Source organism: Streptomyces sp. NPDC050509 (assembly GCF_044457965.1).
In the GTDB taxonomy this organism is placed as follows: Bacteria; Actinomycetota; Actinomycetes; order Streptomycetales; family Streptomycetaceae; genus Streptomyces.
The window spans coordinates 654564-673325 of sequence record NZ_JBITHL010000003.1; the positions used below are offsets into that span (position 1 = coordinate 654564).

At 71.7% G+C, this 18762-nt stretch carries 17 protein-coding genes; 7 read left to right on the forward strand and 10 right to left on the reverse strand.

The window, feature by feature from the left end; genetic code table 11:
• Positions 1-45: 45 nt before the first annotated feature.
• On the forward strand, positions 46-843 hold the full coding sequence (locus ACIBJC_RS12165; RefSeq protein ID WP_399290968.1) for a hypothetical protein: 798 nt from the start codon (positions 46-48) through the stop codon (positions 841-843).
• 26 nt (positions 844-869) lie between these two features.
• On the opposite strand, the gene ACIBJC_RS12170 is transcribed toward ACIBJC_RS12165, so the two are convergent.
• Positions 870-1493 carry a TetR/AcrR family transcriptional regulator gene (locus ACIBJC_RS12170; RefSeq protein WP_399291232.1) on the reverse strand — a complete coding sequence of 208 codons (624 nt, stop codon included), beginning with the start codon at positions 1491-1493 and terminating at the stop codon, positions 870-872.
• A gap of 482 nt (positions 1494-1975) precedes the next feature.
• Positions 1976-2692 carry a hemolysin III family protein gene (locus ACIBJC_RS12175; protein ID WP_329828993.1) on the reverse strand — a complete coding sequence of 239 codons (717 nt, stop codon included), beginning with the start codon at positions 2690-2692 and terminating at the stop codon, positions 1976-1978.
• 356 nt (positions 2693-3048) lie between these two features.
• Between ACIBJC_RS12175 and ACIBJC_RS12180 the strand changes: the two genes are divergently transcribed.
• A complete protein-coding gene (locus ACIBJC_RS12180) occupies positions 3049-4926 on the forward strand; it encodes a phosphoenolpyruvate carboxykinase (GTP) (RefSeq protein WP_399290972.1) in 1878 nt (625 codons plus the stop codon).
• 94 nt (positions 4927-5020) lie between these two features.
• Here ACIBJC_RS12180 and ACIBJC_RS12185 read toward each other — a convergent pair whose 3' ends face one another.
• The 5 genes from ACIBJC_RS12185 to ACIBJC_RS12205 all read right to left on the reverse strand — a co-directional run bounded on the left by ACIBJC_RS12185 (position 5021) and on the right by ACIBJC_RS12205 (position 10962).
• Positions 5021-5449, reverse strand: a complete 429-nt coding sequence (locus tag ACIBJC_RS12185; RefSeq protein ID WP_399290974.1) for a hypothetical protein — start codon at positions 5447-5449, stop codon at positions 5021-5023.
• A gap of 123 nt (positions 5450-5572) precedes the next feature.
• The gene (locus tag ACIBJC_RS12190; protein ID WP_399290976.1) at positions 5573-6784 is read right to left on the reverse strand and encodes a pyridoxal phosphate-dependent aminotransferase; all 1212 of its coding nucleotides are present in this window, start codon (positions 6782-6784) and stop codon (positions 5573-5575) included.
• Between the two features lie 88 nt (positions 6785-6872).
• Positions 6873-7523, reverse strand: coding sequence for a polysaccharide deacetylase family protein (locus ACIBJC_RS12195; RefSeq protein WP_399291234.1), 651 nt, complete (start codon positions 7521-7523; stop codon positions 6873-6875).
• Positions 7524-7989: 466 nt separating this feature from the next.
• Positions 7990-9618, reverse strand: coding sequence for an amidohydrolase family protein (locus ACIBJC_RS12200; protein ID WP_399290979.1), 1629 nt, complete (start codon positions 9616-9618; stop codon positions 7990-7992).
• Between the two features lie 78 nt (positions 9619-9696).
• Positions 9697-10962 (reverse strand): alanine racemase, encoded by a 1266-nt coding sequence (locus tag ACIBJC_RS12205; protein WP_399291237.1) that lies wholly within the window; start codon positions 10960-10962, stop codon positions 9697-9699.
• 235 nt (positions 10963-11197) lie between these two features.
• Here ACIBJC_RS12205 and ACIBJC_RS12210 point away from each other — a divergent pair, with 235 nt between their 5' ends.
• The 5 genes from ACIBJC_RS12210 (at position 11198) to ACIBJC_RS12230 (ending at position 15433) form a co-directional block, all read left to right on the forward strand.
• Positions 11198-12346, forward strand: a complete 1149-nt coding sequence (locus ACIBJC_RS12210) for a sugar kinase (RefSeq protein ID WP_399290982.1) — start codon at positions 11198-11200, stop codon at positions 12344-12346.
• Entirely contained in the window at positions 12343-13110 is a 768-nt protein-coding gene (locus ACIBJC_RS12215) for an IclR family transcriptional regulator (RefSeq protein WP_399290985.1), read from the forward strand. Before ACIBJC_RS12210 ends, ACIBJC_RS12215 begins: the two co-directional genes overlap by 4 nt.
• Positions 13107-13562: a RidA family protein gene (locus ACIBJC_RS12220; RefSeq protein ID WP_399290988.1), complete on the forward strand. Its 456-nt coding sequence runs from the start codon at positions 13107-13109 to the stop codon at positions 13560-13562. Before ACIBJC_RS12215 ends, ACIBJC_RS12220 begins: the two co-directional genes overlap by 4 nt.
• 145 nt (positions 13563-13707) lie before the next feature.
• The gene (locus ACIBJC_RS12225; protein WP_399290991.1) at positions 13708-15183 is read left to right on the forward strand and encodes a GntP family permease; all 1476 of its coding nucleotides are present in this window, start codon (positions 13708-13710) and stop codon (positions 15181-15183) included.
• Positions 15184-15247: 64 nt separating this feature from the next.
• Positions 15248-15433, forward strand: a complete 186-nt coding sequence (locus ACIBJC_RS12230; RefSeq protein WP_399290994.1) for a hypothetical protein — start codon at positions 15248-15250, stop codon at positions 15431-15433.
• Positions 15434-15718: 285 nt separating this feature from the next.
• Here ACIBJC_RS12230 and ACIBJC_RS12235 read toward each other — a convergent pair whose 3' ends face one another.
• From ACIBJC_RS12235 to ACIBJC_RS12245, 3 genes are read right to left on the reverse strand one after another with little or no spacing between them, the layout of a single operon-like run.
• On the reverse strand, positions 15719-16351 hold the full coding sequence (locus tag ACIBJC_RS12235; RefSeq protein WP_399290996.1) for a DAK2 domain-containing protein: 633 nt from the start codon (positions 16349-16351) through the stop codon (positions 15719-15721).
• A complete protein-coding gene (locus ACIBJC_RS12240) occupies positions 16348-17355 on the reverse strand; it encodes a dihydroxyacetone kinase subunit DhaK (RefSeq protein ID WP_399290999.1) in 1008 nt (335 codons plus the stop codon). Before ACIBJC_RS12240 ends, ACIBJC_RS12235 begins: the two co-directional genes overlap by 4 nt.
• The gene (locus ACIBJC_RS12245) at positions 17352-18707 is read right to left on the reverse strand and encodes an MFS transporter (RefSeq protein ID WP_399291002.1); all 1356 of its coding nucleotides are present in this window, start codon (positions 18705-18707) and stop codon (positions 17352-17354) included. Before ACIBJC_RS12245 ends, ACIBJC_RS12240 begins: the two co-directional genes overlap by 4 nt.
• Positions 18708-18762: the final 55 nt, after the last annotated feature.

Here is an 18762-nt window from a genome sequence, read left to right on the forward strand (position 1 = left end):
CTCAGGGGCCCTGGACGAGTGAGTCGGAAAGAAGGACGGACCACCATGAAGAAGCTCATCCGGGCCGCGGCCCTGCTGTTCCTCGTCGGCTCGATCGGCTACTACCTCTGGAACGGGCTGACCCAGGAGACCGAGGAGGGCTTCGGCTTCCTCGCCTGGGTCGGGCCGCAGATGATCGCGCCGATCGTCGCCTGCACGGTGGTGCCCTTCGCGTTCGCCTTCACCGGCGACAGCGTGATGGCGGCGTTCTCCGGCCGCAACAGCGCCGCCTTCCGCGACGGCCTGATCGGCGTCGGGACCGTCACCGGGACCCGGCCCACCGGGATGTCCCTCAACGACCAGCCGGAGCTGCGGATCGACCTGTCGGTGCAGGGCGCGGACGGTGCCACGTTCGCCTCGTACGCCCGGCTGGTCGTGCCGATGACGGACGTCGCCCTGTTCCAGCCGGGCGCCATGCTGCCGGTCCGCTATCTGCCGGGCCGTACGGACAAGGTGGAGATCGACCGCTCCGGCGACACGGTGCAGGCCCAGCACGCCCTGAACGAGGCGATGGTCCGGCAGGGCGTCACCACCCGGGAGAACCTCCAGATCGCCGAACACGGGGTGGCGGCCCAGGCGGTGGTGCGCTCGCTGGAGGTGCCGGGGGAGCTGCGCGGCGGCAACCCGAGGCTGGTGATCGGCCTGGGGGTGACCCGCCCCGACGGCACGAGCTTCACCACCGAGGTCGTGAAGTACCTGCCGCCGCGCGCCGTCCAGCATGTCCAGGTGGGCCGGGTCGTGAACGTCCACTACCTCCCGGACAACGAATCCGCGCTGGTCATCGCCTTCCCGGCCAACGCCTGAGCACCAAGGGGGGAGGGGGCGGGGGCTCAGAGGCGCAGGCCGCCTTCGAGGCCGTCGAGGGTCCGGTGGATCAGGGCCACCGGATCGCCCTGGCAGCCGTGCTCGCCCCAGTGCAGGGTGACCTCGCGCAGCGCGCTGAGCACGGCGGCGACGAAGACCCGCAGGTCCAGGTCGTCGGCGTCCCGGCCGGTGCGCTCCGCGAGGACATCGGCGAGGAGCTTCGCCGTCACGGACATGGTCTCGGTCATCCTGGCCCGGACGGCGGGGACCCTGACCAGCAGCCTCGTCCGCTCGGTCAGCTCCTCCGGCTCGTGGGTCACGGACCGCTCCAGCGCTTCCGTGATCACGGCGCGCAGCGACTCCAGCGGGGACTCCCCGGCCGGGCGGGCCCGCAGGGACGCCGCGATCGCCGGGTCGTACGCGTTGGTGAGGACGATGTCCTCCTTGGTGGGGAAATAGCGGAAGACGGTGGAGGGGGAGACCTCGGATGCCTCCGCGATCTGCTCGACGGTCGTCGCCTCGTACCCCTGCTCGGTGATCAGCCGGTAGGTGGCGCGGCGGATGGTCACGCGCGTTCTCAGCTTCTTGCGTTCGCGCAGGGTGAGCTGGGAGAGCTGCTCTTCGAGGGGGGTGTGGGAGATCGCGGCCATGGCCTCATTGTCGTGCATCTGCCACCTCCGCAACATGTCCGGGACGCCGCCCGGCTCACGTCCCGCTCGCGATCCGCTCACGTTCCGCTCACGACCCGTGAGCCGTGGGCCGTCTTGATTTGTCCGGCAGGCGTGTGACGATGTGTGGAGGACTGGTGAGCAGTCGGTGATCAGTGGTCATGTGATGTCCGGCGGGGTGCCGAAGGGGGGCCGGGATGGCCAGGACGCGCGACGCCGTTCGGGCGCTGGCCGCGGCCGTGGCGGGGCTGTGTGTCGGGGGGTACGTGCTGGTCGGCGAGGCCGCGGTGGCGGGCGTGGTGCTCTTCGCCGTCACCATCGGGACCTGGCGTGTGGCCGTGGCGTCCCGGCCCGGCGCACGGCCGCGGCTGCGGTCGCCCGCGTGGCGCGGGGACCGCGACCGCGGCGGTACGGCCATCGGTTCGGCCACCGGTGCGGAGCCGGTGGCGGTGGTGGCGGCGGTTTCAGGAGTGCTGCGAGGCGACCAGCGAGATGCCGACGAAGTGCACGACGAACGCGGCCAGGGTGAAGGAGTGGAAGACCTCGTGGAAGCCGAACCACCGCGGTGACGGATTCGGCCGCTTGAGCCCGTAGATCACACCGCCCGCGCTGTACAGCAGCCCGCCGACGATCACGAGGACCAGTACGGCGATCCCGCCCGTCCGCAGGAAGTCGGGCAGGAAGAAGACCGCGGCCCACCCCATCGCGATGTAGCACGGCGTGTAGAGCCAGCGCGGGGCCCCGACCCAGAAGACCCGGAAGGCGATGCCCGCCGCGGCGGCGGCCCAGACCGCCCAGAGCAGGGTCCGGCCCGTCGAGTCCGGCAGCAGCAGCATCGTCAGCGGGGTGTACGTGCCCGCGATGATCAGGAAGATGTTGGCGTGGTCGAGCCGGCGCAGCACGGCCTCGCCGCGCGGGCCCCATTCGCCGCGGTGGTAGATCGCGCTGACGCCGAAGAGCAGACAGGCCGTCAGGACGTAGATCCCGCACGCGACCCGGGCGCGGGTGGAGCCGGTCAGGGCGATCAGGGCCACGCCCGCGACCAGCACGGCCGGGAACATGCCCGCGTGCAGCCAGCCGCGCAGTTTCGGCTTGTCCGGGATCGGCAGCGACAGGATCGTGGCCGGCCCCCCTTCGTTCTGCGGGGGGTTCGCGGGCGCGTCGGGCGCGGCAGGAGTCATGGGTTCATGCTACCTACGGGTCCGTAGGTTACGTCCCGGTAAGAGGGTCTCGCCGTGTTAATTCCGGCATGGGCGCCCGGTTGTCCCCCGGGGCCGCGGGGCGCGGGTGGCTCGACCGGCCCCAGTGCCGCGCACGTGGCGCGCGGGTGCCCTTCCGGTGCCGTACACGCGCCCTCCACATGTCCCCCGGGTGCTCCCGGAGTGGCGATGCTCACGTGTGCGGCCCTCTGGACATATGGGCGGATGGGTCGGATGATCAAATGAGTGCGGTCGGCACCGGATGAGCGGCTACGAAGCATCCGGGTCGAGGCCCCCAAGGGGCAGACAACCTCAAAACCCCTCATCAAGGAGCGATCGTGGCGCGCGACAACGCGGCTCCCAGCACCTCCAGCTTTTCCGGCACCACCTTCGGCACCACTTCCAGCACGGTGCCCACCGGTCACCAGGGACTGATCTCCTGGGTGAACGAGATCGCCGCCCTCACCCAGCCGGACAGCGTGGTCTGGTGCGACGGGTCCGAGAGTGAGTACGAGCGCCTGTGCGGGGAGCTCGTCGCCAAGGGCACGTTCAAGAAGCTCGACGCGGGCAAGCGCCCCAACTCGTACTACGCCGCCTCGGACCCCTCCGACGTGGCGCGGGTCGAGGACCGGACCTTCATCTGCTCCGAGAAGGAGGAGGACGCGGGCCCGACGAACCACTGGAAGGCCCCCGCCGAGATGCGGGAGATCTTCACGGGGGAGGGCGGCGTCTTCCGCGGGTCCATGCGCGGCCGGACGATGTACGTCGTCCCGTTCTGCATGGGCCCCCTCGGCTCACCGCTCTCCGCGATCGGCGTCGAGATCACCGACTCCGCGTACGTGGCGGCGTCCATGCGCACCATGACCCGCATGGGACAGCCCGTCCTCGACGAACTGGGCTCCGACGGCTTCTTCGTCAAGGCCGTCCACACCCTCGGCGCCCCGCTCGCCGAGGGCGAGGCCGACGTGCCCTGGCCCTGCAACTCGACCAAGTACATCTCGCACTTCCCCGAGTCCCGCGAGATCTGGTCGTACGGCTCCGGCTACGGCGGCAACGCCCTGCTCGGCAAGAAGTGCTACGCCCTGCGCATCGCGTCCGTCATGGCGCGCGACGAGGGCTGGCTCGCCGAGCACATGCTGATCCTCAAGCTGACTCCTCCGCAGGGGCAGCCGAAGTACGTCGCCGCCGCGTTCCCGTCCGCCTGCGGCAAGACCAACCTCGCCATGCTGGAGCCCACCATCTCCGGCTGGACCGTGGAGACCATCGGCGACGACATCGCCTGGATGCGGTTCGGCGAGGACGGCCGGCTGTACGCCATCAACCCCGAGGCGGGCTTCTTCGGCGTCGCGCCCGGCACCGGCGAGCACACCAACGCCAACGCCATGAAGACCATGTGGGGCAACTCGGTCTTCACCAACGTCGCGCTCACCGACGACGGCGACGTCTGGTGGGAGGGCATGACCGAGGAGCCGCCCGCGCACCTCACCGACTGGAAGGGCAACGACTGGACCCCGGAGTCCGGCACGCCCGCCGCCCACCCCAACGCCCGCTTCACCGTCCCCGCCGGACAGTGCCCCATCATCGCCCCCGAGTGGGAGGACCCCAAGGGCGTCCCGATCTCGGCCATCCTCTTCGGCGGTCGCCGCGCCTCCGCCGTGCCGCTGGTCACCGAGTCCTTCGACTGGCAGCACGGCGTCTTCCTCGGAGCCAACGTCGCCTCCGAGAAGACGGCGGCTGCCGAGGGCAAGGTCGGTGAGCTGCGCCGCGACCCGTTCGCCATGCTGCCGTTCTGCGGCTACAACATGGGCGACTACATGGGCCACTGGGTCAAGGTCGGCCAGGACGCGGTGGAGAAGGGCGACGGCTCGAAGCTGCCGAAGATCTACTACGTCAACTGGTTCCGCAAGGACGAGAAGGGCTCGTTCGTCTGGCCCGGCTTCGGCGAGAACAGCCGCGTCCTGAAGTGGATCGTGGAGCGCCTGGACGGCACGGCCGAGGGCGTCGAGACCCCGATCGGCGTCCTGCCGACCAAGGAGTCCCTGGACACCGAGGGCCTGGCGCTGTCGGGGGCCGAGCTGGACTTCCTGCTCTCCGTCGACAAGGACGTCTGGCGCGAGGAGGCGGCGCTCGTCCCCGAGCACCTCAACACCTTCGGCGACCACACGCCGAAGGAACTGTGGGACGAGTACCACGCCCTGGTCGAGCGCCTGGGCTAGGCCCTGTCCGAGGCGGGAAACGCCCCATCAGACCGGCTGGTGCCGGAGGGTGGCACCCGGTCCGCGCGTCTTCGCGGCCCGCGGACCGGGGCCGTCAGTGGGCGCCGACGAGGCGCTGATCAGGGAGACTCCGGTCGGGGAGGCTCCGCTCCGGCACCAGCTCGGCCAGTGCGGCGGTGTGCGCGTCCATGCGCTCGGCCGAGAGGATCGCCGCGGCCGTGTCCGCACGCGCTGCGGCGACGACGAGGGCGCGTCCCGCCAGCGCGAGGGCGCGGCGGTGCAGTGCCGCCTGGTCGGCCCCGCTGAGCCCGGCGTGCCGGGCCGGCGGGGCGCCGCGCAGCCTGCCGATCTGGCCGGCGACGGCCTCCGCGGCCTCGTCCAGCCCCAGCTCGTCGGTGACCGCGAGGAGCGCGGAGAGATGACCGGAGAGCTGGATCCTCAGCTCGTCCTCGCGGCTCCGGTGCGGAAAGTCGGCGTCGTCGGCCAGTGCGTGGACCGACTTCGTACGGATGGGCTCGTACATGGGACGGCCTCCTTGCGTGGTCAGGAGACCATCCTACCTTGGATCCAGTCTAAAGTTGAGCGCGATCCGACATTCGTCGTACGGGGGACGTACGAGGGGCGCACGGGGGACGTACGGGGACCCCTACGGCTGGGAGTAACCGTCCAGGAACGTCCCGATCCGCGTCACCGCGTCCGTCAGGTCCTGCGCCGCCGGGAGCGTGACGATCCGGAAGTGGTCCGGCTCCGGCCAGTTGAACCCCGTACCGTGCACGACCATGATCTTCTCGGCCCGCAGCAGATCGAGCACCATCTGCCGGTCGTCCTTGATCTTGAAGACCTTCGGGTCCAGCCGGGGGAAGAGATACAGCGCGCCCTTGGGCTTCACACAGGTCACACCGGGGATCTGGGTGAGCAGTTCGTACGCCGTGTCCCGCTGCTCCAGGATCCGGCCGCCCGGCAGCACCAGGTCCTCGATCGACTGCCGCCCGTTCAGCGCGGTGGCCACCGCGTGCTGCGAGGGCATGTTCGCGCACAGCCGCATGTTGGCGAGGATCGTCAGCCCCTCGATGTACGAGGAGGCGTGCGCCTTGGGGCCGCAGACCGCCAGCCAGCCGGAGCGGAACCCGGCCACCCGGTAGTTCTTGGAGAGCCCGTTGAACGTGAGGGTCAGCAGATCGGGCGCGACGGCGGCGGTCGGGGTGTGCGTGGTGCCGTCGTACAGGATCCGGTCGTAGATCTCGTCCGAGCAGACGACCAGGTTGTGGCGGCGGGCGATCTCGGTGAGCGAGCCGAGCATCTCCTCGCCGTACACGGCACCCGTCGGATTGTTCGGGTTGATGATCACGATCGCCTTCGTACGATCGGTGATCTTCCGCTCGATGTCCGCCAGGTCCGGCATCCACTCGGCCTGCTCGTCGCAGCGGTAGTGCACGGCCGTACCGCCCGCGAGCGAGACCGACGCGGTCCACAGCGGATAGTCGGGGGCCGGTACGAGCACCTCGTCGCCGTCGTCCAGCAGCGCCTGCATCGACATCTGGATCAGCTCGGAGACCCCGTTGCCGAGGTAGATGTCCTCGACGCCCAGGTCGATGCCCTTGGTCTGGTAGTGCTGCATGACCGCGCGGCGGGCGGACAGCAGCCCCTTCGCGTCGCCGTAGCCGTGCGCGCCGCTCAGGTTCCTGAGCATGTCCTCCAGGATCTCGGGCGGGCACTCGAAGCCGAAGGCGGCCGGGTTGCCGGTGTTGAGCTTGAGGATGCGGTGGCCCGCCGCCTCCAGCCGCATCGCCTCATCGAGGACCGGCCCCCGGATCTCGTAACAGACGTTGGCGAGCTTCGTCGACTGGATGACCTGCATGTCCGCCACCTTACGGCCGTGTAACGGACCCCGCGTGGTGTTTTTCCCCACGTTGCCCCGCACGGCGTACGGGGCGTGGCCCGTGGGCTCAGCGCTCCGGGAAGCCGAAGCCGTACCCCTTACCGCGCAGCCACGGCAGCAGCCGCTCCATCGCGTGCGCCGTCTGCGAGCGGTCGCCCCCGCCGTCGTGGAAGAGGAGGGTGGGGCCGTTGCCCAGCTCGTCCTTCACCGTGCGCAGGATGACGTCGGCGCCGGGCGTCTCGAAGTCCTTCGAGTCCACGTTCCAGCCCAGCGGACGCATCCCCGCACCCGCCGCGATCTGCCGGCTGTACGGCGTGAAGGCGCCCCCGGGCGCCCGGTAGTACAGCGGCTTCACCCCGCCGGACGCCTGCTCGATCTGCCGGGCCGCCGTGCGGATCTGCTCCCTCTGGTAGGCGCGTGACCGCTGGTCCATTCCGGTGTCGTGCGCCACGGAGTGGTCGCACAGCCGGTGCCCCTCGGCCACCACCCGCCGCACCAGGGCGGGGTGCGCGGCGGCCTGCGGGCCGATCATGCAGAAGGTCGCCCGCGCCCCGTTCTCCCGGAGGATCGTGAGGATGCGCGGCGTCCAGACGGGGTCGGGGCCGTCGTCGACGGTCAGGTTGACCGCCGTGCCGCCGCCCTCCACCGCGTGGGCGATGTCCATGCTGACCCGGGGCGGCGGCAGCTTCGGGTCCGGCGAGGAGGTCTGCCGGGGCAGCGCGGGCGCACGCTCCTCGCGCCGGTCCCGCGCGCTGTCGCGCCCGCCGTCCCGTGTGCTGCCCTGCGCGTCGTCCCGTGCGCCGTTCCGTGCGCCGTTCTGTCCGTCGTCGCGTGGGGACGGTACGGGCGAGGTCACCCCGGGGCGCGGCGCCGGGGCCTTCGCGTCGCTCTCGTCCACCGTCCGCTCCCCGCACCCCGCGAGCAGCGCCGCCCCGGCCAGCGCGAGCGCCGCCGTCAGCAGCCGTGCGCCGGCCGCTCGCCCACCCCCGCGCACTGTCCCCGAGCGCCCCATCGTCCCCACCGCTTTCGCCTCTGATCACCGTGTCCGGGGAGAGAGACGAGCGAAAGGGGGGTGAGGATCCGTTTCCCGGGGCCGGGTCACGAGTTTGTGTGAAGCGGCTCGCCTACCCGTTCCCACCAGGCACGTCCGTGCCCACGCGGCTCATCGGCCGTGCCCGCACGGCTCACCGGCCGTGCCGGACCGACCTCCCCGCCAGTACGTCCGTACGGCGCCCGTCCTCGATCACGAAGCGGCCGTCGATCAGTACGTACGGGATCCCCACCGGCGGGGTACGCGGCGCCTCGAAGGTCGAGCCAGCCGCCACCGTGTCCGGGTCGAAGAGCACCAGATCGGCGCGGTGGCCCTCCTCGACCAGCCCCCGGTCCCGCAGGCCCAGCCGGGCCGCCGGGCGCGCGGTGAGATGGGCGACGCACTCCTCCAGCGAGAGGACGCCCAGGTCACGGGCGTACCGGCCGAGATAGTGCGGGAAGGTGCCGTACGCGCGCGGATGCGGCTTGGCGCCCTGGAGGATGCCGTCGCTGCCACCGGTGTGGACCCGGTGGCGCATGATCGCGCGGACGTTCTCCTCGTGCCCGACGTGCTGGAGGATCGTCGGGCCGAGCCGGTCCGCGATCAGCAGCCCGCGCGCCGTGGTCCACGGCGACTCGCCCGCCAGCTCCGCCGACTCGGCGACCGTCCTGCCCACGTGGTGGGCGAGCGCCGGATCCGTGACCCCGGAGATCTCGATCGTGTCCCACTCGATGGGCACACCGTGGCAGCCGTCCGCGCCGACCTCCTCCAGCACGTACCGGATCCGCTCGGCGCTCGCGTCGTCCCGCAGCCGCTCCAGGATCGCGCCGGGCCCGCCCTCGCTCGCCCAACTGGGCAGCATCGCCACGAGCGTGGTGCACCCCGGGGTGTACGGATACGTGTCCAGGGAGATGTCCGCGCCCGCGTCCAGCGCCCGGTCGAGCAGGGCGAGCAGTTCGGGCGCCTTCCCCTTGTTCACCCCGAAGTTCATGGTGGCGTGGGCGAGATGGAGGGCGCAGCCGGCCCGCCGGGTGAGCGTCACCATCTCCTCGTACGCGCGCAGCGCACCGGCGCCGTACGAACGGTGGTGCGGGCAGTAGTAGCCGCCGTACCGCGCCACCACCCGGCACAGCGCGGTCAGTTCGGCGTCGTCCGCGTACATCCCGGGCGTGTACGTCAGCCCGGAGGACATTCCGACCGCGCCCTGCTCCATCGACTCGGCCACCAGCCGTTCCATCGCGGCGCGTTCGGCCTCCGTCGCGGGGCGGTCGTCCCAGCCGACCACCTGGGCGCGGACCGTGCCCTGCGGGATCAGATAGGCGGCGTTGACGGCGATGCCGTCGCCGTCGAAGCCCCGGCCCTCGAAGGCGCGGTCGAGCCGGTCGAGGTATTCGCCGACCGTGCGCCAGTCGAGGTCCAGGTCCGACCCGTCACCGTTCCAGCCCGCGATCGCCTGCCGGACCTGGGCGAGGGTGGCGTCGTCCACCGGCGCGTACGACAGGCCGTCCTGGCCGATGACTTCGAGGGTCACGCCCTGCGCGGCCTTCGCGGAGTGGTCGGGGTCGCGCAGCAGCGCGAGATCGCTGTGCGCGTGCATGTCGATGAAGCCGGGCGCGAGCGCGAGCCCGGCGCCGTCCAGGACCCGGGCGCCGGCCGGGCGCGGGCCGCTGCCGCCGTCCTTCCGGATCTCGACGATCCGGCCCCCCGCGATGCCGACATCGGCCCGGTACGACGCCCCGCCCGTACCGTCGACGACGCGTACGTCGCGTATGACGAGATCCATGACTGCCTCCCGAACCCGAACCCGAACCCGAACCCGAATCGGAATCGGAATCCGAATCCAATCCGAATCCGATCCTGATCAGAAGTAGGTGCGGACGAAGTCCGTGACCGTGCCGTCCGCCTCCACCAACGGGATGAGCTGCCACTTGTCGAACGACGTGCACGGATGCGACAGCCCCATCCCCACCCAGTCGCCGACCTCCAGCTCCGCCTCGGGCGAGGTGGCGAGCCAGCCGTGCTGGTCGGAGAGGCCCGTGACCGTGACCCCGGTCGCCGGGCGGATCTCGCCGGTGCGGCCGTCCCGTACGACCTGCGCCTCCGGCAGGTCCAGGTCGTACGCCGCGTCCCGCTTGCCCGCGTTGACGAACGCCTGCGCGGAGGAGGGGCGCGAGACGACCTGCGCCCAGAGCCGGAACGCGGGCTCCAGGGAGCCCTCACCGGCGACGCGGTTGAAGGGGGTGAGCCGGCGGTAGTGGCCGTCGTCGTGCGAGACGTACGCGCCGGAGCGCAACAGCTTGCACACCGGGCGGGAGAGCGCCGGGACATCGGCGAAGACGTCCGCCACCGCGTCGAACCAGGCGCTGCCGCCCGCGCTGATCACGATCTCGTCCGTGGCGCCGAAGCGGCCCGCCTCGTCGAACTCGGCCGCCAGGGCCACGAGCCGCCGCAGCCACGCGCGTACGGTCTCCCCGTCGGCGCCGGGCACCTCGCCCTCGTACCCCGCCACCCCGGTCAGCCGCAGGGTCGGTACGGCGGCCACCGCGTCCGCGACCGCCGCGCACTCCGCCTCCGTACGGACCCCGGTACGGGCGCCCTCGCCCGCGCCCAGCTCCACGACGACCTCCACCGGACGGCCCGCTCCGGCGGCGCGCAGCGCCTCGTCCATCAGCTCGACGCCGCGCACGGAGTCCACGTAACAGACGAAGCGGAAGCCGGGGTCCCGGTCCAGCTCGGCGGCGAGCCAGCGCAGCGCCGCGGCGTCGACCAGCTCGTTGGCGAGGAAGATCCGCGGGATGCCGAACGCACGGTAGACGCGGGCCTGATGGGGGACCGCGGCGGTGATGCCCCACGCGCCCCGGTCGAGCTGGCGCGCGAAGAGCTGCGGGGCCATCGACGTCTTGCCGTGCGGGGCGAAGGCGAGGCCGTGGCGCTGCGCGTACGTCTCCAGGAGGGCGAGGTTGTGCTCGACCGACTCGGCGGACAGGGCGAGTACGGGGGTGGTGAAACCGCCGGTGAACAGAGAGCGGCGCTCGGCGGCGAGCGCGCCGACGGTCAGGCCCTCGGCGTCCGGCGGGAGGCCCTTGAAGCGGTGGTCGACGTACTCGGCGTGCTCGTCGGCGGCCATGGGTGCCTTCCCGTCGTCGGTGCCGTGGTCGTGCCCGTAGTACTGATGAGCGCTGACACATGTCGTTGCGTTCTGTGCAACGGGCATTGCGTATGTCGCTCCCCGGTGTCTAACATCCGGGCAGACACCGGGTCAATGGTGCCCCGCACGACGCCCTTGACCCCTCCCGACGCCACCGACCTCCCCCGCACCTGTCGACCTCTCTCGACACTCCCGACCCACGAGGAGCCCCAGCGTGACCGGAACCGCGACCGGAACCGTAGCCGCGGACCGCGCCGCCACCCCGAGCGTGGACGCCGTCTGCCTCGGTGAGTCCATGGTCACCTTCCTGCCCACGCGCCCCGGCCGGCTCGCGGACGTCCCCTCGTACGACCGGACGATCGGCGGCGCCGAGTCCAACGTCGCCTGCGCGCTCGCGGGCGCGGGACACACCGTGAAGTGGGTCAGCAGCGTCGGCGCCGACGGCTTCGGCGACCACCTGGTCGAGGCGATCGGCGCGTACGGCGTGGACACGTCCGGCGTCCGCAGGGACCCGGACCGGCCGACCGGGATCTACTTCCGTACGGCGACGGACCGCGCCACCGACGTCCACGAGGTCGCCTACTACCGGGCGGGATCCGCCGCCTCCGCGCTGGCCCCGGGCACCCTGCCGTACGAGGACCTGTGGGCCGGGCGCGTCCTGCACCTCTCCGGCATCACCCCCGCGCTCTCGGACGGCTGCCTCGCCCTCACCCGGGAACTCACCCGCCGCGCACCCGGCCGCCCCCTCCTCTCCTTCGACATCAACCACCGCCCCGGCCTGTGGCGCGACACGGACGGCGCCCGGGTGCTCCTCGACCTGGCGCGCGGCGCCGACCTCGTCCTCGTCGGGGAGGACGAGGCCGCCGAAGCCTGGGACCTGCACGGCGCGGACGCGATCCGGGCGGCGCTGCCCGAGCCTCGGACGCTGGTGGTCAAGCGCGGCAGCGAGGGCGCGACGGCGTACACGCGTACCGGCCACGGCCCCGACGGAGGCACCGTCCCCGACGGGGGCTCCGGCTCCGGCTCCGGCCCCGGCTCCGTCTTCGGCTTCGGCTCCGGCTCCGGGGACACCGTCACCACCGTCCCCGCGCTGCGCGTCGACGTCGTGGCCCCCGTCGGCGCCGGTGACGCCTTCGCCGCCGGATTCCTCTCCGCGACCCTGCGCGGCCTGCCCGTCGCCGCCCGGCTGCGCCACGGCCACCTCATGGCCGCCGCCGCCCTCACCGTCGCCGGCGACCTCGCCACGCCGCCCGCCCGGGACCACGCCGACCGCCTCGCCGCACTGGACGACAGCGCCTGGGGCACACTGCGTCTCGGACCGGGCTGGACGGGCGCGGGCGAGCCGGAGGTACGTACCGCATGAGCCAGACCGTCGACCGCGCGCTGAGCATCCTCCCGCTGCTCGCCCAGGGCCCCGCCGACCTCGGGCAGGTCGCGGAGCGGCTCGGCGTCCACAAGTCCACCGCGCTCCGGCTGCTCCGTACGCTCCACGAGCACGGACTAGTCCACCGCCAGCAGGACCAGCGCTACCGCCTCGGCGCCCGGCTCTTCGCGCTCGCCCAGGAAGCCGTCGAGAACCTGGACGTGCGCGAGATCGCCCACCCGCATCTCGCCGCGCTCAACGAACAGTGCGGCCACACCGTCCATCTCGCCGTGCGCGAGGAGGGCGACGTCCTCTACATCGACAAGGTCGAGAGCCGCTACCCGGTCCGGATGTACTCGCGGATCGGCAGACCGGTCGCGATCACCGTCGCCGCCGTCGCCAAGCTGCTCCTCGCCGACCTTCCCGAAGCCGAGCGCCGCGCCGTCGCGGAACGCCTCGACTACCCCGCGTACACGCCCCGTTCGACGACCGACGCGGTCGCCTTCCTCAAGGAACTGGCGACCGTACGCGAACAGGGGTGGGCCACCGACCTCGGTGGCCACGAGGAGTCCATCAACTGCGTCGCCGCCCCGATCAGGGGCACGGACGGCCGGGTCGTCGCCGCGATGTCGGTCTCCGCGCCGAACGTAGTCGTCGGCGCCGACGAACTCCTCGCCCTGCTCCCGCTGGTGCGCCGTACCGCCGACGCGATCAGCCGGGAGTACTCCGGCACCGCACCCCACCCCGACAAGGAAGCCCGATGACCGAGCAGACCGACCGGACCGGCACGACCGACAAGCCCGGCACGACCGGCAAGACCGCGCTGACGCCCGCCACGCACACCATCCCGCCGGCGCGCTTCTCGCACGGCGTCCGCAAGGGCAACATCCTTCAGGTCGCGGGCCAGGTCGGCTTCCTCCCGGCCGTCGAGGGGCAGCCGCCGACGCCGGCCGGTCCGACCCTGCGCGAGCAGACGCTCCAGACCCTCGACAACGTCAAGTCGATCCTGGAGGAGGGCGGCGCGAGCTGGGACGACGCGATGATGGTGCGCGTCTACCTCACGGACGTCGACCACTTCGCCGAGATGAACGAGATCTACAACACCTACTTCGCCGCGCAGGGGCTGACGCAGCCGCCCGCCGCCCGGACGACGGTCTACGTCGGGCTGCCCGCGGGCCTCCTCGTCGAGATCGACGCGCTCGCCGTCCTGGGCTGAGCCCGCGGCCCCCGGCCCTCCCCGCCTCTCTCTTCGCTTCCCCGCACACCGCACCCGTACAGCACCCGCACGCAGCACCCGCACACAGCACTCGCCGCTCCGCGATCCTCCATGTCCTGCCCCGACCAGAGGTCCAGAGGCCCCCATGCTGCTCGCCGCTGACGCGCCCGTCCCCGCCACCCCACCCCACACGGGTGGCCTGCTGCTCCTCATCGGCGGAACCGCCGGTCTGCTGACCGTCGCCGCCCTCGGTATCGCCCTGCTCCTCGTCCTGATCATCAAGGTGAGACTCCAGCCCTTCGTGGCGCTGCTCGGTGTCTCCATAGCCGTCGGCCTCGCCGCCGGACTCTCCGTCACCGAACTCTTCGGCACGGTCCAGAAGTCCGCCGCCGTATCGATGATCGAATCGGGGATGGGCGGCATCCTCGGCCATGTCGCGATCATCATCGGACTCGGCACGATGCTCGGCGCCATCCTCGAAGTCTCCGGCGGCGCCGAGGTGTTGAGCACCCGGCTGCTCCGGCTCTTCGGCGAGAAGCGCGCCCCGCTCGCCATGGGGGTCACCGGGGTCGTCTTCGGTATCCCCGTCTTCTTCGACGTCGGCATCTTCGTCCTGGCGCCGATCGTGTACGCCGCCGCCAAGCGCTCCGGCAAATCGATCCTGCTGTACGCGATGCCGCTGCTCGCCGGGCTCTCCATGACGCACGCGTTCCTGCCGCCGCACCCCGGCCCCGTCGCCGCTGCCGGGCTCTTCGAGGTCGACCTGGGCTGGGTCATCCTGATGGGCACCGTCGTCGGGATCCCGGCCGTACTCGCCGCGTGGGCCTACGCCGCGTGGATCGGCAACCGCCTCTTCGTCGACGTGCCGCAGGACATGGTCGAGGCGGCGGAGGAGGCCAAGGCCGCCGTCGCCGCCGAACAGCGCGCCTCGGGCGTCACCCCGCGGGAGACCCCCGTCGCGCTCGGCACGGTCCTCGCCATCATCGGCACCCCGCTGATCCTGATCCTGCTCGCGACCTTCTCGTCCATCGCGTTCGACCCTTCGACCCTCCGCTCCGTCATCGAGTTCTTCGGCCACCCCTTCGTGGCGCTGACGATCGCGCTGCTGCTCGCCTACTACCTGCTGGGCATCCGGCGCGGCTGGTCGCGCGGCTCGCTGGAGACGGTCTCCACCGCCTCCCTCAAGCCCGTGGGCAACATCCTGCTGGTGGTCGGCGCGGGCGGGGTCTTCGGCGCCGTCCTCAAGGGCAGCGGCATCGCGGACGCGCTCGCCGACACCTTCAACGACGTGGGCCTGCCGGTCATCGTGCTGGCCTGGCTGATCTCGGTCGTGCTGCGCGTCGCGCAGGGCTCAGCGACGGTCGCGATCGTCACCACGGCGGGCATCGTCGTCCCGCTGGTCGAGGGCCAGGGGCTCCCGCAGGCGCACCTCGCCCTGATCATCATGTCGATCTCGGCGGGCTCGATCTTCGCGTCGCACGTCAACGACGGGGGGTTCTGGATGGTCGCGAAGTACTTCGGGATATCGGAGCGCGACACCCTCAAGTCCTGGACGGTACTGGAGACGGTGCTGTCGGTGGCGGGGTTCGTGGTGGCGGCGCTGCTGAGCCTGGTGATCTGAGCCGCTGTCCGGTCGACTGCGGCCCGGGAACGCAGGCGCCGACACCGCCGCCGATCACGTCACAGTGCTCGACCAGGCGCTCGCGCAGATCCCCGACGCTCACCGGCGTGCCGGCCGGATAGCCGTCCAGACCGGCCATGCCGGTCAGCTCGGCGGTCTCGGCGCCGTCACGCAGCGTCCCGTCCTGGTCCAGGGCGGGACGCCAGAGGCGGTCTGGCATGGCGCGGAGCGCGGCGGACCTGCCCGGTGATGGCGAGGCACTGTCGGTACGGATGAGGATGTCGGTGCCGTGACCCGCATCATCGTGCGCCGGGAGCGGCTTCACCCCGGAGCACAGCTGTCTCTGTTCGATCACGATGAGTGCCTGCGCCATCAGGTGTTCCTCACCGACACCCCGTACTCCGGCGGCGGCTCCGCACCTTGCGCCGCGGGTGACCGACCGCCCCGGCCGCGAACGGACGGGACGGTGCTGCAGCATTCAATTCGACCAGCATCACCTCGTGCAGCGGCTGCCAGACGCCGGACTCGTTCCAGGCTACGCACCAACCCCGGACAGGTGGTCGGTCAGTTCGCCCGGTGCGTCGCCCGCGCTCCAGGCGCGGCACCAGAAGAGCAGAGCGATTCCGAGTGCACCCGGGTCCGGGGAGCCGACGGCGCGCTCGCCGACGTAGGAAGCGCGGCCCCTGCGGGCGCGGAGTGCGGCGGTGGCACGGGCTCCTTCCAGGGCGGCTTCGGCCACGCTCCGGGGGTCCGCGTCCGACTCCAGGGCGTCGCGGGCCGGGGCGAGGGTGTCCACCAGGGTCCGGTCGCCGGGTTCGGCCTCGCCTACGCGCTGGATAGCGGCCAGGCCCTCCCGTACTCCGGTCCGCCAGGCTTCCTGGCCGTCGTTCGGGTGGGCGGCGTGGGCACGGGCGAGCTCTTGGAACAGCAGGCCGATGAGGGGGCCGCTGGTGCCGCCCACCTCGTCGAGGAAGACGGACGCGGCCACCGCGAACGGGGGCTCGGCGGGCTGGTCGGCCAGGGCGCCGGTCACCCGGTCGAGCCCTTCGCGCAGGTTGTCGCCGAAGTCGCCGTCGCCGGAGAGCTGGTCGAGTGCGGTGAGGGCCGGGTGGGCGGTACGGGCCGTCTCGGCGAAGGCGGTCAGGACGGTCCGGGCGTCGGTGCTCATCGGTGGGACTCCGTTGCGGGGAAGGCCGGGGTGCGGGCGGGGGCCTGCCAGTAGGCGTGCCAGTCGTCGCGCAGTGCGGTGAGGGTGAGGGAGAAGCCGCTCATGTCCAGGGCGGGTACGAAGGTGCCGACGAGCCGCCCGGCCACGTCGAGCCCTCGTTCCTCCAGCAGTCCCGCCACCCGGGAGTGGATCGCGTGGAGCTCCAGCAGGGTGGTCGCGCCGAGACCGTTGACCAGGAGCAGCACGGAACCGGTGGACTGCGGCAAGGCTTCCAGGAGCTGGCGGGTCATCTTGTCGACGAGCTGCTCGAAGCCGGGGTGCTCCAGCGTGGAGACCGCGCGCTCGCCGTGGATGCCGATCCCGTACTCCAGTGTGCCGTCGGGGAGCTGGAAGGCCTCGCCACCCTGCGAGGGAGAGGTCTGGGCGCGGGAGGCGACCGCGATGCTGCGGGAGGAGGCCGCGAACTCCGTCCCGAGCGAGGCGAGTTCGTCCAGCCCCAGGCCGGTGTCGGCCGCCCCGCCGAGCAGCTTCTCGACCAGCACGGTGGCACCCGTGCCCCGGCGGCCGGTCGCCGTCTCGTCGCTCTCGGTGGCGAGGTCGTCGTCGACGAGGACCCGGCGTACCGCGATGCCTTCGGCGCGCAGTCGCTCGGCGGCGATGCCGAAGTTGATGCGGTCGCCGGTGTAGTTCTTCACGATGTGGAGAACGCCGTCCACGCCGGCGGCGTCCCTGGAGGCTTCCAGGATCTGCCGGTTGTGAGGGGAGGCGAAAACCCGGCCCGGTACGGCGGCGTCCAGCATGCCGGCGCCGACGAATCCGGTGTGGAGCGGTTCGTGGCCGGAGCCGCCGCCGGAGACGAGTCCCACGCGCCGGCCGGGGTGGCGCTCCCGGGCGGCGACGTAGAGCGGGTCCTCGTTGAGCCGCAGCAGACCGGGGTGGGAGAGCACCAGTCCGTTCAGGGCGTGCTCGACGGCATGGTCGGCGGGGAGGAAGAGGCGGTTCACGCGACCTGGGTCCTTTCGGGACTTTCGGGGCGGTGCTCGGCGGTCACCGTGTCGGGGGCGGCGTCCACTTCGCCCTGCCGCAGGCGCGAGGCGGCGAGGCCGGAGAGGACGGCCACTCCGACGCAGTAGACGATCAGCCAGGACCAGTGGCCACCGCCGGCGGACAGCAGCGCCGTGCCGATGAGCGGGGAGAGGCCGCCGCCGAGGGTGGCACCGATCTGCTGGGTGAGCGACAGGCCGGTGTAGCGGACGTTGACCGGGTAGAGGTTGGAGAACAGCGCGCCCTGGGCTCCGTACATCGCGGCATGGCCGACACCGAGTCCGAGGGTCATGCCCACGGTGTACGCCCAGAACTCGCCGGTCTCGATCAGCAGGAAGAAGGGCAGCACGAGGACGGCCTGGAAGACGGCTCCGGCGACGTACACCTTGCGGCGGCCGATGCGGTCGGAGAGGGCGCCGAAGAAGGGGAGGGTGAGACACTCGACGGCGCAGGCGATGAGGACGGCCAGCAGCACCGGCCCCTTGGGCAGGTCGAGTTCGGCGGTGACGTAGGTGATGGCCACCACGTAGTAGATGTTGAACAGGCCACTCTCGGCGATCTTGGCGAGCACGGAGAGGATGACCGTACGCGTGCGGCGGGTGAGGACCTCACGCACCGGCAGGCTCTGGACCTCGCGGTCCTCACGCATCTTGACGAACTCGGGGCTCTCGGTGACGTGCAGCCGCATCCAGACTCCGACGCCGATGAGTAGGACGCTGACGAGGAACGGCAGCCGCCAGGCCCAGGAGTCGTAGGAGCCGGCGGGGAGCGTGCTGTCCAGGACGGTCACCAGGCCCACCGGGATCAGGACGCCGGCCGGGGTGCCGATGTGCACCAGCGAGGTGAAGAATCCCTGGCGGCGCGGCGGGCTGTACTCCAGCGCCATGAGGACGCCGCCGCCGTACTCACCGCCCATGCCCAGGCCCTGGATCAGGCGGATGAGGACGAGCAGGATGGGAGCGGCGATGCCGATGCTGTCGTAACTGGGCAGCAGGCCGATCGCGAAGGTGCCGAGGCCCATCATCAGCATGGTGGTGATGAGGACGTTCTTGCGTCCGATGCGGTCACCGAAGTGGCCGAAGATGATCCCCCCGAGGGGGCGCGCCAGGTAGCCGATGAAATACGTGGCGAAGGCGGCGAGGGTTCCGACCAGCGGGGACGCGTCGGGGAAGAAGACCTTGTCGAAGACGAGGGCCGCGGTCGTCGCGTAGAGGGTGAAGTCGTAGTACTCGACGGTGGTGCCCAGCGCGCTTGCGGTGACGACTTTGCGCAGGGACGCCCGCGCTGCGGGCGTGGAGGCGGGTTCAGGCATGCTCGCTCCGTTGCGATGGATTGCGGCTCGGGGTGACGCGGTCGGCTCCGTCGCG